Origin of the sequence: Thermoactinospora rubra, from assembly GCF_002093975.1 — a bacterium.
GTDB classification, from domain to species: domain Bacteria; phylum Actinomycetota; class Actinomycetes; order Streptosporangiales; family Streptosporangiaceae; genus Nonomuraea; species Nonomuraea rubra_A.
Genome location: NZ_KZ084324.1, coordinates 1 through 13,055 on the forward strand (window position 1 = coordinate 1; position 13,055 = coordinate 13,055).

General features: G+C 72.4%; 13 protein-coding genes and 1 tRNA gene. 5 read left to right on the plus strand and 9 right to left on the minus strand.

What is annotated here, in order from left to right; all coding sequences use genetic code 11:
* Positions 1-204 precede the first annotated feature (204 nt).
* Positions 205-1,428 (plus strand): serine hydrolase domain-containing protein, encoded by a 1,224-nt coding sequence (locus BSB02_RS00005; protein ID WP_084955260.1) that lies wholly within the window; start codon positions 205-207, stop codon positions 1,426-1,428.
* A 665-nt stretch (positions 1,429-2,093) separates the two neighbouring features.
* The gene (locus tag BSB02_RS00015) at positions 2,094-2,645 is read left to right on the plus strand and encodes an SMI1/KNR4 family protein (RefSeq protein ID WP_206184445.1); all 552 of its coding nucleotides are present in this window, start codon (positions 2,094-2,096) and stop codon (positions 2,643-2,645) included.
* An 87-nt stretch (positions 2,646-2,732) separates the two neighbouring features.
* On the opposite strand, the gene BSB02_RS00020 is transcribed toward BSB02_RS00015, so the two are convergent.
* From BSB02_RS00020 to BSB02_RS00035, 5 genes are all read right to left on the minus strand, one after another.
* A tRNA-Ala gene (locus BSB02_RS00020) sits at positions 2,733-2,805 on the minus strand.
* 15 nt (positions 2,806-2,820) lie between these two features.
* Positions 2,821-3,546 carry an HAD-IA family hydrolase gene (locus BSB02_RS00025; RefSeq protein WP_084955264.1) on the minus strand — a complete coding sequence of 242 codons (726 nt, stop codon included), beginning with the start codon at positions 3,544-3,546 and terminating at the stop codon, positions 2,821-2,823.
* Between the two features lie 6 nt (positions 3,547-3,552).
* Entirely contained in the window at positions 3,553-3,672 is a 120-nt protein-coding gene (locus BSB02_RS41850; protein ID WP_240506072.1) for a DLW-39 family protein, read from the minus strand.
* 98 nt (positions 3,673-3,770) lie between these two features.
* Positions 3,771-5,006 carry an MFS transporter gene (locus BSB02_RS00030; protein ID WP_084955266.1) on the minus strand — a complete coding sequence of 412 codons (1,236 nt, stop codon included), beginning with the start codon at positions 5,004-5,006 and terminating at the stop codon, positions 3,771-3,773.
* The gene (locus tag BSB02_RS00035; RefSeq protein ID WP_084955268.1) at positions 5,003-5,449 is read right to left on the minus strand and encodes a carboxymuconolactone decarboxylase family protein; all 447 of its coding nucleotides are present in this window, start codon (positions 5,447-5,449) and stop codon (positions 5,003-5,005) included. Before BSB02_RS00035 ends, BSB02_RS00030 begins: the two co-directional genes overlap by 4 nt.
* Positions 5,450-5,516: 67 nt before the next feature.
* On the opposite strand from BSB02_RS00035, the gene pdxR reads away from it, so the two are divergent.
* Both pdxR and BSB02_RS00045 read left to right on the plus strand, forming a co-directional pair.
* The gene (pdxR, locus tag BSB02_RS00040) at positions 5,517-6,884 is read left to right on the plus strand and encodes a MocR-like pyridoxine biosynthesis transcription factor PdxR (RefSeq protein ID WP_084955270.1); all 1,368 of its coding nucleotides are present in this window, start codon (positions 5,517-5,519) and stop codon (positions 6,882-6,884) included.
* 30 nt (positions 6,885-6,914) lie between these two features.
* The gene (locus BSB02_RS00045; protein ID WP_084955272.1) at positions 6,915-8,069 is read left to right on the plus strand and encodes a YibE/F family protein; all 1,155 of its coding nucleotides are present in this window, start codon (positions 6,915-6,917) and stop codon (positions 8,067-8,069) included.
* Between the two features lie 3 nt (positions 8,070-8,072).
* Here BSB02_RS00045 and BSB02_RS40420 read toward each other — a convergent pair whose 3' ends face one another.
* Positions 8,073-8,585 carry a universal stress protein gene (locus BSB02_RS40420; protein WP_158088524.1) on the minus strand — a complete coding sequence of 171 codons (513 nt, stop codon included), beginning with the start codon at positions 8,583-8,585 and terminating at the stop codon, positions 8,073-8,075.
* 135 nt (positions 8,586-8,720) lie between these two features.
* Between BSB02_RS40420 and BSB02_RS00055 the strand changes: the two genes are divergently transcribed.
* Positions 8,721-11,312: an ATP-binding protein gene (locus BSB02_RS00055; RefSeq protein ID WP_158088525.1), complete on the plus strand. Its 2,592-nt coding sequence runs from the start codon at positions 8,721-8,723 to the stop codon at positions 11,310-11,312.
* On the opposite strand, the gene BSB02_RS00060 is transcribed toward BSB02_RS00055, so the two are convergent.
* The 3 genes from BSB02_RS00060 to BSB02_RS00070 form a co-directional block, all read right to left on the minus strand.
* Positions 11,290-12,018, minus strand: coding sequence for a hypothetical protein (locus BSB02_RS00060; RefSeq protein ID WP_084955277.1), 729 nt, complete (start codon positions 12,016-12,018; stop codon positions 11,290-11,292). The genes BSB02_RS00055 and BSB02_RS00060 overlap by 23 nt on opposite strands.
* Positions 12,019-12,085: 67 nt before the next feature.
* Entirely contained in the window at positions 12,086-12,400 is a 315-nt protein-coding gene (locus BSB02_RS00065) for a DMT family transporter (RefSeq protein ID WP_084955279.1), read from the minus strand.
* Positions 12,397-13,029 (minus strand): FMN-dependent NADH-azoreductase, encoded by a 633-nt coding sequence (locus BSB02_RS00070; protein WP_084955281.1) that lies wholly within the window; start codon positions 13,027-13,029, stop codon positions 12,397-12,399. Before BSB02_RS00070 ends, BSB02_RS00065 begins: the two co-directional genes overlap by 4 nt.
* Positions 13,030-13,055: the final 26 nt, after the last annotated feature.

Here is a 13,055-nt window from a genome sequence, read left to right on the forward strand (position 1 = left end):
CAGGCGACTTGACACAAGCACCCAACGCCTATCTATACGGCATTGTCTCTAGCTCTCGATGACATCCCAGATCGCACCGGCCTCCCCGGCCCCGACGAGACCCCGGATCCCGGTCGATTACCCCCCTTTAACACCTGATCCAGCAGCCTCTCTTCGCGGATGGCCGGGGCCCGCCCGGCCACGAACCGAAGGAGGTCGTTCCAGATGAACGGTTCTCGGCCGTCTCGCCGTTCCGCGCTCAGACTGCTTGGCATCGCTCCCCTCGCCGCCGGTGGCCTGCCGACGGCGTCCGGTACGGCGCATGCCAACCGGATACCGAAGGACGCGCGTCCCGGCGGGGCATACGACCGGTTCCTCGCGAAGCTGGCCGCCGAGGACGGGTTCTCCGGCACCGTCCTGCTGGCCCACCGTGGCCGTACCGTCCTGGCCCGGGCCTACGGGATGGCCGACAAGGAGAAGAAGATCCCCAACACGATCGACACCATCTACAACCTCGCCTCCGCCGCCAAGCCGTTCACAGCGCTGGCGATCGTCCAGCTCGCGCAACAACGCAAGCTCGGATTCCACGAGAAGCTGGGCACGTATCTGGATGGCCTCCCCGCCGACATCGCCGAGACCGTCACCGTGCACCACCTGCTCACCCACACCGGAGGCATGGGCGATCCCACTCGCCCCGGTGACCAGGCACCATCGCAGAAGGTCTTCATGAGCGCCGAGGAGCAGCTGGCCGACCTCAGGAAGCGGATACGCGAGCAGCGGCTGGAGTTCACCCCCGGCGCCAGGCATGCCTACAGCAGCATGGGCATGGAGGTTCTCGGCGAGGTCGTGGCAAAGGTGTCAGGTCAGACCTTCTGGGACTACGTCCACGAGAACGTCTTCGTCCCGGCCAGGATGACCCGATCCGGCTACTTCACCAGGCCGCAGTGGCTGAGTGACGAGCGCATCGCTCATCCGTACATGTACCAGTCGGACGGCAGCCGGGTCGACGCCGTGCGCAACCTGGACAAGGGTGCGGTGCTGGGCGGTGCGCCGGGGAGCAACGCGGCGCGCCAGTGGGTCGGGTACGGCGGCGGCGGCGGGTTCTCCACGGCGCCGGACCTGGTCCGCTTCGCGCTCGCGTTGCGGGGCGGCAAGCTGCTCGGCCACGCCTACACCGAGCTGTTCCAGAGCGGAAAGGTCCCCGTGCCCCCGCGGCGGGGGGCCGGTACCTCCGACCCCGCGGTGCAGGAGGCGTTCCAGGCGTACGGCGTGACCGCGCCCGTCGTCGGCGGCCAGCGGCTGATCGGGCACGGCGGCGGCATCGGCGGCGGGAACACCAACTGGTCGATCTACCTGGACAGCGACTGGGTCGGAGTCATCCTCTGCAACTACGACCTGGACATCCAGCCGATCATCGCGCGGGAACGACAGGCTGTCATCGGGTCCTGACCGGCGGCGGACGAGCCGATGACGGCCCGGAGCGGAGCTCCCGTTCCGGGCCGCCCGGGTCAGATCCCCGCCGGATGCCACGCGGTCTTGGTCTCCGGGAACGCGGTCATCCGGCCGATCCTCCAGCCGGAAGCACAAAACGCCCGCGACGTTGCCCCGGCCGCGGACACCAACGACAGGTCGGCCTTCGCGCGGCGCCCAGGTGCGTCCCTGCGGCGACCTCAGCCCTTGACCCGCCTCGTCCTTGATGCAGATAAAGGCGCCCAGGTCCGCGGCGGTTGTCTTACCTGCGGCCACACCTCGCCCTTCAGTCGCGCCCACTGCCCAGGCGACGGTTTCTCCCGCGCCACCGGCCGCTTGGACCGCGACGCTCCGCGCCCGCCCTGCTTCCAGGCCCGCCGCCACTTCCCTCGGCCCGCTCGTGCCCCGTAACTCCCGGGCGATCTCCTTCGTGCCCCGCCCGGCCTCGAACCGCTCGGCCGGCGCGAGAGGATCACCTGGGGGCTGGAGGCCCTCGCCGGAGGCCGTTCTGATGCTCACCACCTGCGACCGGCACGTCGACTGCTCGCCGTACCGCCCACGGCGTGCCGTTCCTGCCACCGCCCGCCGTACGTCGCTCAACCTGCGGTCGATGCGGCGGTGCTCGCATGCTCGATGATGTATCAATGATCGACTTCGACGATCCACTGACCAGAGTCGCAACGCGGGCTGCCGCCGAAACCACAACGCTTCCTCCGGTCCTCTCATCCGAGGACATCGCCCGAGCGGAGTCCACGCTGGGATTCCCCTTGCACCCTCTTCTCGCGCAGCTCTACAAGAAGATCGGCAACGGCGGCTTCGGCCCGGAGTACGGCATCCTCGGCCTGACCGAAGGCGGGCACACCTCCGACGCCGGCCTCACGGCGGTGGAGGAGTACCGACAACGACGAGCGGCAGACCCTTCAGAACCGGGCTGGTTCTGGCCTGAAGGCGTTCTCCCCATTCTCACCTGGGGCTGCGCCATGTACGCATGCGTGGATTGCCGCAGTGAAGCCGGAACCGTGCTGCTGTTCGAGCCGAACCCCGTCGATGACGGGCGCTGGGCCGACGCATGGTTCGTCGACTCTCCCAGCCTGGCAGAGTGGCTCGACACCTGGACCAGAGGACTGGGATGGTACGAGGACGCCGACAACGATCTTGACATGCCCCGATGGGAGGACGCGGCCGGCCGAGCTTGACCCGCACCGGTTGCTGTACGGCGTCGCTGTACAGAGATCGAAAAGCCCACTCCCGAGAAACAACCGGAAGTGGGCTTTCACCTCGAGTGGAGCCTAGGAGATTCGAACTCCTGACCCCCTGCATGCAAGGCAGGTGCTCTGCCAACTGAGCTAAGGCCCCGAAGACGTAGACAGCTTACCGGGCCGAGGCGGTCGCCTGGTGCGCTCCCAGGTCCTCGCTCAGCACCAGCGCCGAGAAGTCGCTCATCGAGTCGAGGATGTGGGTGGCGCCGCCCTTCAGCAGGCGTTCCCTGCTGTGTGCCCCGGTCATGACGCCCGCGACGACGGAGGCGCCGGCGCGGCGGCCGGCCAGCATGTCGTTCTCCGAGTCGCCGGCCACCGCGACCTGCCGGACGTCCTCGATGCCGAGCCGCAGCACCGCGTGCAGGATCATGTCCGGCCAGGGACGGCCGCGGCCGGCGTCCTCGGGCGAGATGGCCAGGTCGATCTTGTCGTCCCAGCCGAGCACGCTGAGCGCACGCCCCAGGGTGGAACGGCTGAAGCCGGTGATGATGGCCACCTGGACCCCCGAGCCGCGGAGCTTGTCGATGACCTCCGTGACTCCGGGCATGGGAACGAGACCTGTGCGCTCGATGGTCCCCTCGTAGGAGCGTTCGAACGTCAGGTTGGCGGCCTGCGCCTGGGCCTCGTTGTCCGGGAAGATGCCGCGGAAGACGTCGATCTTGGGGCATCCCCGGGACCGGTGCACGTGCACCATGGCACGCGCGTACGCCCCGGTCCCGGGCACGATGCCCTGAGTGGCGATCGCCTCGGAGAACGCTCGTTCGACCGTGGCGATGTCACCGATCGCCGCGCCGGCGAGGTCCAGGCAGGCCAGCTTGATCGGGACGGCCTCGCTCAAGGGCGATCAGTTCTCGCTGCCGGTGGCCTCGGTCCAAAGGTCCAGCTCGGCGCGATCGGCCTGCACCTTGCGCCAGATCAGCAAGCCCCCGAGAGCCAGCAGCGCCAGGACGAGCAGCTTCTTCACGGTGTGACCCCTCTTCCACGGTCCCATCCCGTGCCGGGAGTGGGACGACGGTTCGTTAGCAGACTAGCAAGGGATCGAGGTGATCCCCTTGTTGCACGCTAACCGGTTTTTCCGGTAGGAGTCGCATGACCGGCGGCGGCGAGGCGGGGACGCGCCAGCCGTACGGCGGGGCCTGTCGACGCTCCGGCCAGCGCGAACAGGCAGCCGAGCAGCAGCCAGCCGGGGACGCCGCCGCCCAGCACGAGGGTGGTGAGCAGGGCGGGGCCGATCATCCTGGCCAGCGGTACGCCGGCGGCGAAAAAGCCTTGGTACTGTCCCTGCCGCCCGTCGGGGGCCAGCCGGAAGCTGAGCTCCCAGGCGCCCGAGGCGGTCATCATCTCCGCGAGCACCTGCAGGGCCGTGGCCACCGCCAGGAGCGCCACCGAGACCGCGACGGGGCCGCCGAAGGCCGACAGGGCGAAGACCGCGCACGCCGCCAGCATGACGAGCCCCGCCTGCCGTACCGACCGGACCGCCGACGGCAGGTCGCGGACCCGGCGGGCCACCCGCACCTGGAACAGCACCACTGCGAGCGTGTTGCCGACGAGCAGGACGGCCACGATCCACGGGGGAGCCACGGTGCGCTGCGCGATCCACAACGGGATGACGAGGCTGAACAGCGGCATGTAGAGCAGCATGACCGCGTTGATCAGCGTGACGAGAGCGTAGGGCCGGTCGCGGAGCACGACGAGGCGTGGCGGGCCACCCAGCGGCGGGTCACCCAGCGGCGGTCCGCCCACGGGAGCGACGGCGGGCAGCCGGAGCAGCATGAGGGCGCAGGCCACGAAGCAGAGCGCGTCGAGAGCGAGGACAGCGAGGTAGACCTGCGGCGTGCCGGCGTACAACGCCAGCCCGCCGAGGCCCGCGCCGAGCGCCAGCCCGGCGTTCAGCACGGACTGGAGGCGGGCGCGGACCTCGGTACGCCGGTCGGGCTCCACCAGCCCGGCGAGCAGAGCCTGGCGGGCGGCGGTCAGGCCGGTCTGGGCGGCGGCGTAGACGCAGATGGCCGCCACGAACAGCGGGAAGGAGCGGATGAGGAGGAACGACGCGACCGCTCCCGCGGTCACCAGGGCCAGCAGTACGGCGGCGCCGCGCGGCCCGCGGCGGTCGGCGAGGTGGCCGAGGGGGATCCCGGCGACCGCGCCCACGGCCCAGCCCATGGTGAGGCCCAGGCCGATCTGGGACGGCGACAGGCCGATGACGCGGGCGAAGTAGAGGGCGGAGGTGACCAGGTAGGCGCCGTCGCCGATGGAGGCGGCGAGCTGCGCCCTCGACAGGGCCCGCCGGGCCGTCATGACGCGAACGACTCCGGCGTCATCTGCACCGTCACGCCCATGCGGTTCCAGGCGTTGATGGTCGCGATGGCGACCACCAGCGCGGCCAGCTGCTCGGGCGTGAAGACGCGCGCGGCCTCGTCCCAGACCGCGTCCGGCACCCCGCCGTCGAGGCGCGTCGCCGCCTCGGTCAGCGCGAGCGCCGCCCTCTCCTGCTCGTCGAAGGCGGGCACGTCCCGCCACACCACCACCGCGTTCAGCTTCGCGAAGTCCACGCCGGCCCTGTGCGCGTCGCCGCTGTGCATGTCCACGCAGTAGGCGCAGCCGTTGAGCTGGCTGGCGCGCAGCCGTACCAGCTCCAGCAGTTGCCTGGGCAGCGGGCCGGCCGCGACGAAGGCGTCCAGCTTGGCCATGGCCCTGTAGGCGTCGGGCGCCAGGGCCCCGAGGTTCATGCGTTCGCTCATGGGCCCAACGTAGGACCGGGATTGGCTGGTTGAAAGTTCCAATTCTGGACGAAATGATTGGGCCAAGATGGAGATCCACGTCAGCCTCGAAGGCCGCGGTGACCTGGCCGCGCGCATCTACCGGCAGCTGCTGGAGGCGATCCTCGACGGGCGGCTGCGCCACGGCGAGCGGCTGCCGCCGACCCGCGAGCTGGCCAGGCGGCTCGACGTCTCACGCAACACCGTGGCGGTGGCGTACGACCGCCTGGTGGCCGACGGCTTCCTGGAGGGACGGCGGGGCGCGGGGACGTTCGTGACCGCGCAGCCGGAGAGGTCCCGGCAGGCTCCCAGGGGAGCCGTCGAGCCGCGCCGCGTCTGGCGCGACATCCCGCTGGTCGAGCCGGGCCGCCCGGCCGCCTTCGACTTCCGGGTGGGTGTGCCGGATCCGCGCCTGTTCCCGCTGGAGACCTGGCGCCGGCTGGTCACCCGGGAGCTGCGCGCCAGATCCGCGGGGCACGGCGAGCCCGAAGGCCATGCGGGCCTGCGCGAGGCGATCGCCCGGCACATCGGCGTCAGCCGCTCGGTGCGGGCCTCGGCCGACGACGTGCTCGTCACCCAGGGGGCGCAGCAGGCGCTCGACCTGGTCGGCCGGGTGCTGATCGAGCCGGGGGCCTGCGTGGCGGTCGAGGAGCCCGGCTATCCCCCGGCCAGGCGCCTGTTCCACTCGCTCGGCGCCCGCGTGGCCGGCGTGCCGGTGGACGAGGAGGGCCTGGTGGTCGAGGCCATCCCGAAGGCCGCCCGGCTGGTGTACGTCACGCCGTCGCACCAGTTCCCGCTCGGCACGCCGATGTCGCTGCCCCGCCGTACGGCACTGCTGGCCTGGGCGGAACGGCGGCGCGCCGTGGTGATCGAGGACGACTACGACAGCGAGTTCCGCTTCGGCGAGCGGCCGCTGGAGCCGCTGCAGAGCCTCGACCGGGCCGGGCGCGTGGTCTACGTGGGGTCGTTCTCCAAGACGCTGCTGCCGACGCTGCGCCTGGGCTTCCTGATCGCGCCCGCGTCCCTGCGGCACGCCCTGCGCGTGGCCAAGCAGCTCACCGACTGGCACGGCGAGCCCGCGACGCAGGCGGCGCTGGCCCGGTTCATCGACGAGGGGCTGCTGTCCCGGCACATCCGCAAGGCGACCAGGCAGTACGCCGAGCGCCGCGACCGCATCGCCGAGGTGCTGGAACGCGACTTCCGCGACCGTCTGGCGATCGTGCCCTCGGCGGCCGGGCTGCACCTGTGCGCCCGGCTGGCTCCCCGGGCGCGGGCGCACGCGGCTGCCGGGCTGGCGGTGGAGTGGCTGGAGAGCTACTGCGGGGAGGAACCGGCACAGAGTGGTGTGGTTCTCGGATACGGTTCCATCCCGGCCGCACGTGTCGAGGAGGGCCTGCGGCTTCTCACCGTCGAATAGCCGTCGAAGAGGACGTCGAGTAGGAAGCGAATGGGCGCCCACCACCACGACCACGTGCCGGATCTGCCCGCCTCCGGGCGCGCCCGGCTCGCCACGCTCGCCGTCCTGGTCCCGCTGGCGCTGGCCACGCTCGTCGCCCTGGTCGTGATGTGGCCCTCGGACACCGGCTCCGGCGCGCAGCCGGGCCCGAAGCGGATCGAGGGCACGATCTCGGCGATCGCGCTCAAGGACTGCCCCGAACCGCTGGCCGGGGAGCCGGAGCCGGACCCGGAGACCTGCGGCGAGGCGACGGTGCGGACCAGGACCGAAGGCCTGCTCACCGCGTTGCTGCCCAGCGGGCCCGGGTCGCAGCGGTTCCAGGCCGGCGACGAGGTGATCGTGGTCGACACCGGCGAGTTCTACCAGGTCTCCGACCACGACAGGACCACCTCGCTGTGGTGGTTCGGCGTGGCCTTCGCGCTGGCCGTGGTGGCCTTCGGGCGGCTGCGCGGGCTGGCCTCGCTGGCCGGGCTGGCCGTGACGTTCGTGATCCTGCTGACGTTCATCGTCCCCGGCATCCTGCAGGGTCAGTCGCCGCTGCTCGTGGCCGTCGTCGGCGCGTCGACGATCATGCTGACGGTCCTGTACCTGACCCACGGCTTCACCCTCACCACCTCCATGGCGGTGCTCGGCACCCTGGTCAGCCTGACGCTCACCGCGCTGCTGTCCTACGGCTCGATCGGCTTCGCCCACCTCAGTGGCATCACCGACGAGAGCGCCCTGTACCTGGGCATGAGCTACCAGATCAACACCGAGGGCCTGCTGCTGGCCGGCATCATCATCGGCTCGCTCGGCGTGCTCGACGACGTCACCGTCACCCAGGCGGCGACCGTGGCGGAGCTGGCCAGGGCCAATCCGGAGTACGGCTTCGCTGCGCTGTACCGGGCCGCGGCCCGGGTCGGGCGGGCCCACATCGCCTCGGTGATCAACACGATCGTGCTGGCGTACGCGGGCGCGTCGCTGCCGCTGCTGATCCTCATCAGCGTGGCCGCGCAGCCCCTCGGGGAGGTGCTGGCCAACCCGGCGATCGCCCAGGAGATCGTCAGGAGCGTCGTCGGCACGCTCGGCCTCATCGCGGCCGTGCCGATCACCACGGCGCTGACGGCTCTGACCAGGTCGTCCCGGCGCGGACGGCACCGGGGTTAGGCCTCACAGCTTCCAGAAGCGGCGCTGGCGCTCGCTCCACGACTTCTCGGGCTCGTCGGGCGGCGAGGGCTGGCGGACGATGACCACCGTGGCCTTGGCGTACCTGGCGCAGTAGATGCTGGTCGAGGGCAGCAGGATGCGGGCCAGGAGGGTGCGCCGGCCGCGGCCCAGCACGAGCAGGTCGCCCTCCTCGGCCAGCTCGACCAGGTGGTGCCCCGGCGGGCCGAGCCGGGTGACCACCACGGTCTCCACGTCGGGCGGCATGCCGCCGGCCACCTCGTCGAAGGCCCGCTCGACCACCTCGGCGCTTCTGTCGTCCTCGTCCAGGCGGATGGCGTGGTGCACCGGGAGCGCCTCGGGGAAGGGGTGCACCGGCGCACGGCTGACGTGCACGGCGACGAGCGGCATCCGCCGCAGCCGTGCGGCGCCGATGGCCCAGGCCAGGGCCCAGCGCGAGGCGGGCGACTCGTCGACGCCGACGATCACCCGGGGAGGGCTGGGCAGCTCCGGTTCCACGGAACCATAGTCCCCCTTTCTGAGCGCGACGGCGAGAAGCCCGCTGGAGCGGTTTGCCTGCCCTGCGGAGCCCGATGTGAACCTGCCGTTAACACCCCTCCGCGATGATGCGATACAGGAGGGGAGGGGGACGGCATGACCGAGCACAGCGGGTGGCCGTTCGTGGGACGCGCCCAGCTGCTCGCGCGGGTGCGCGGCGAACTGCGGGACGGGCCCGGCGTCATGATCGCAGGGGCGGCCGGGGTGGGCAAGAGCCGGCTGGCGGCGGAGGCCGTCGCGGGGCGCCCCGCCGTACGCGCGGTGGCGACGCAGACCGCGTCGATCATCCCGTTCGGCGCCTTCGCGCATCTCATGGTCGGCGCGGTGCCCGCGGGCGAGAACCTGCTGCGCTGGGCGGAGGGCCAGCTGGCCGCGCACGGCTCGCGCGGCGAGCTGCTCATCAGCGTGGACGACGCGCACTGGCTCGACCCGGCGTCGGCGGCGCTCTTACACCACCTCGCGACGCAGGGCAGCGCCCGGTTGCTGGTGACGGTCCGCCGCACCGAGCCGTTGCCCGGGCCGGTCGCGGCGCTGTGGCAGCACGAGCTGCTCACGCGCGTGGAGGTGGAGCCGCTGACGCCGCGGGAGGTCGGCGAGGTGCTGGCGGGCGTGCTCGGCGGCCAGGTGTCCTCGCCGACGGTGGCCAAGCTGGCCGCGGTGAGCGGCGGCAACCTGCTCTACCTGCGTGAGCTCGTGCAGGCCGGCCGCGCGCAGGGCAGGCTGCGCCGGGTCGGCGGCGTGTGGGGCTGGTACGGCGAGCTGTCGGTGACCACGCGGCTGCGCGAGCTGGTCAGCGACCGCATCGGGCACCTGGATCCGCTGGAGCGTGAGGCGCTGGAGCTGGTGGCGTTCGGCGAGCCGGTCGGCACGCAGGTGGTGGCCGCCCTCACCGCCCCGGAGGCCGTCGAACGGCTGGAGGACAGGGGGCTCGTCACCGGGCTCGTCGACGGCCGCCGCCTGCTGCTGCGCCTGGGCCATCCGCTGTACGGGGAGATCGTCAGGAGCGGCTGCGGCGCGCTGCGCACACGGCGGCTGCGGCGGCTGCTGGCCGAAGCGGCCGAGGCCACGGGGCTGCGCAGGCGGGAGGATCTGCTCCGCGCGGCGGTCTGGCGGCTCGACAGCGGCAGCGCGGCCGACGGGCGGATGCTGCTGGAGGCCGCGTACCGGGCCTGGGGCGTGCAGGACACCCGGCTGGCGACCCGGCTGGCCAGGGCCGCGGTCGACATGGGCGCGGGCGCGGAGGCCGTGGCGCTGCTCGGGCACGCCCTGGCCGTCGTCGGCGACACCGCCGAGGCCAAGAAGCTGCTGCGCCTCCTGCAGTCGGCGCCCCTCACCGAGGCCGAGCGCGCCCAGCAGGCGCAGGCGCTCTGTTTCGCGCTGTGCATGTCGGGCGAAGAGGAGGAGGCGCGCCAGGCACTGGACGACGTCCTTGGCGTGCTCACCGAACCGGAGTGGCGGCAGGAGGTGCTCGTCTACCGCGGGGTGACGGAGTTCTGCCTCGGCCGGTTGGACGAGGCCCGCCGTACCCACGCCCAGGCCGTCGCCACCGGCCCGCTGACCAGGCAGGGGCGGGCGCACGCCATGGCCCTGGAAGGCTGGCTGGCGGCGCACACGGGCCGCACGACGCGGGCCGTCGCGCTCGCCGAGGAGCTGCTGAGCAGCGTCGAGGAGTGGCGCGACCTGGCGGTGCACGCCCTCCCCGTGGCCTTGGACGTCGCCTGCGCGGCGCACCTGTTCGCCGGTGACCTCGACGGCGCCGCACGCGCGGTCGCGAGCGTGGAGACGCTGGTGGGCTCGGCGAACGTGGCGCAGATGTCGGTGTCAGGCTTCGGCGCCCACGGCGGGATGGTGAGCAGGCTGCGTGGCCAGGCCGCCGAAGCCTTGCGGGCCTGCCGGGAGGACGCGGACCTGCTGCACCCCCGCTCGCCGTACCTGGCCCGCACCCTGGCCGAATTGGCGAAGGCCGCTGCGCTGCTCGGCGACCCGCAGACCGCCCGCCAGGCGCTCGCCGGGGCCGAGGTCATCCCGGTGCGCTGGTCCTTCACCGATCAGCCGGTACGGCTGGCGCGGTCGTGGGTGTCGGCCGCCGACGGCGATCTCGACACGGCCGTGGACGAGGCGCTGGCAGCCGCGGACGTGGCCGGGAAGCGGGGCATGGCGGGCTACGAGATGCTGGCGCGCTACGACGCCGCCCGCTTCGGCGGCGCTCCCCTGGTCGTGGACCGGCTGGAGGAGCTCGCCCAGCAGGTGGACGGCCCGCTGGCGGGGCTGTGCGCCCGCCACGCCAGGGCGCTGGTCTCGCGCGACGCCGCGGGCCTGCGGGCCGTGGCGGAGGAGTTCGAGCGGCTGGGCATGCTGCTGTTCGCCGCGGAGGCCGCGGCCCACGAGGCGGACGCGCTGCACCGCGCGGGACGCGGCATGGCGGCGCGCGGCGCGCAGACCCGGGCGTGGGCGCTGGCCCGGCGCTGCCCCGGTGCGCGCACGCCCGCGCTGGTCGGTCTGGTGGCGCCCGACCTGACGCCGCGCCAGCGCGAGATCGTCCATCTGGTCGTGCGGGAGCTGACCAACCGGCAGATCGCCGCGCAGCTGGGGCTGTCGATCCGCACGGTCGGCAACCACCTGCAGGCGATCTACGACAAGCTCGGCGTCAACAGCCGCGCCGAGCTCAGCCGCCTGCTCGGCGAGTGACCAGCGCGAGCAGCCCGTCCAGCAGCGCGGCGCGCTCCTGCTCCGACAGGATCCGGTACGGCCCGGCCGCCCGGACGTTGGTGTCGCGCTCGATGCGCTCGCGCAGCGGTCCGGGCCGCAACGCCACCATCTGGGCGGCGGTGAGCCCCTCGGCCTGCCAGGCGGCGGCGTGGGAGTCGGCCCGGTGGTAGCGGAGCGTGGCGAGCCGGTTGAACAGCAGGACGCCGGGCGTGGCCCCCTCCGGCTCGTACGGCGGAGCCATCACGCCCAGCGCCGGGCCCGGATCCCGCATCGCCTCCTCCAGGACCCGGCCCGCCAGCTCGGCGAGTACGGAAAGATCCGCGTCCGGCCAGAGCCGGTGGGCGGCGCGGGCGTGGAAGGAGTAGAGCGCGTCGATGAACTCCAGGCCCTTGCGGGTGGCGTGGAGGCGGCCGTCGGCGTCCTGCCGCAGCGTGCCCTCCTCCAGGTGGGCCCGGATGATCGGCTCGCGCTCCTCCGCCGTGCCGTACCGGTGGACGACGGCCAGCCCGGCGGCGGTGAGCGGGCGCAGCGGGAGCGTGGTGCGCTGGTCCACGAGCAGGCCGGGGGTCAGCCCGGACGCCTGGAGGAAGTCGGCGCCGAGCGGGCGGGCGGCGGCGTGGACCTCGACGTGGACGGCGTCGACGACGGGGGCGACGGCCGCGGCGTAGTCGGCGAGTTCAGGCATCCCTGCCGATTATGACGCCGTTTGTGACACCGGCGCCGCCCCGATGACGCCCCCGCTGAAGACGCGCTCACGAGGTGAGCTTGGCCAGCACGATCCCGCCGACGATCATCGCCAGCGCGACCATGCGGCCGACCGACACCGGGTCGTCGTTGAGCCAGATGCCCAGCCCGATCGCCCCGACCGCGCCGATGCCGGTGAAGACGGCGTAGGCCGTGCCGACCGGGATGGTGTTCATCGCCTGGGACAGCAGGAACACCGCCGCGACCATCAGCACGAGCGAGATGATCGTGGGGATGGGCCGCGTGAAGTTCGCGGTCGGCTTGATGCTCTGCGACCAGGCCACCTCCACCAGCCCGGCGAGCAGGAGGATCAGCCAGTTCACCGGTTCACCTCCTTCCTGGCCGCGGCCAGGGACGCCTCGTGCCGCTCGCGCAGGTGCGCCAGCAGCGGATCGATCCGGGCGTTGGACAGCTCCGCGTGGACGAACGTGACGTCCTCGACCGCGAAGTGCCCGGCGAAGAAGTCGCGCAGATAGCTCTCCTGGTGGTCGAAGGCCGCCTTGGGCGAGCCCTCGGCGTAGCTGCCGCCCCGGGCGCTGGTGACCACGAACCTGCGCCCGGTCAGCCGCATGCGCGGGAAGGTCACCTGGTCCAGCCACGCCTTGAGCGCCGAGGGGATCGAGTAGTTGTACATCGGGGTGCCGATCAGCACGACGTCGGCCCACACGAGCTCGTCGAGCAGCGGTTCCACGATCTTCCACGCCTCCTGCTGGGCGGGCGTGCGGGCCGCCTCCCGGTAGCGGGAGATGTCGGTGATCTCGTGGGCCATCACGTAGTCGCACAGCTCGGTCCAGGCCTCGCCGATGTGCGGGACGGGATCGGCGGCCAGGTCGCGGTAGAGGTAGCCGCCGCCGGGGTGCGCGGCCCGCCAGTTGCGCGCGTAGGCGGCGGACAGCTCGCGCGAGATCGACGCGCGCCGCGCGCTGGCGTCCAGGTGCAGCAGATTGCTCATCGCGGGTTCCTTCCAGTCAAGCGGAC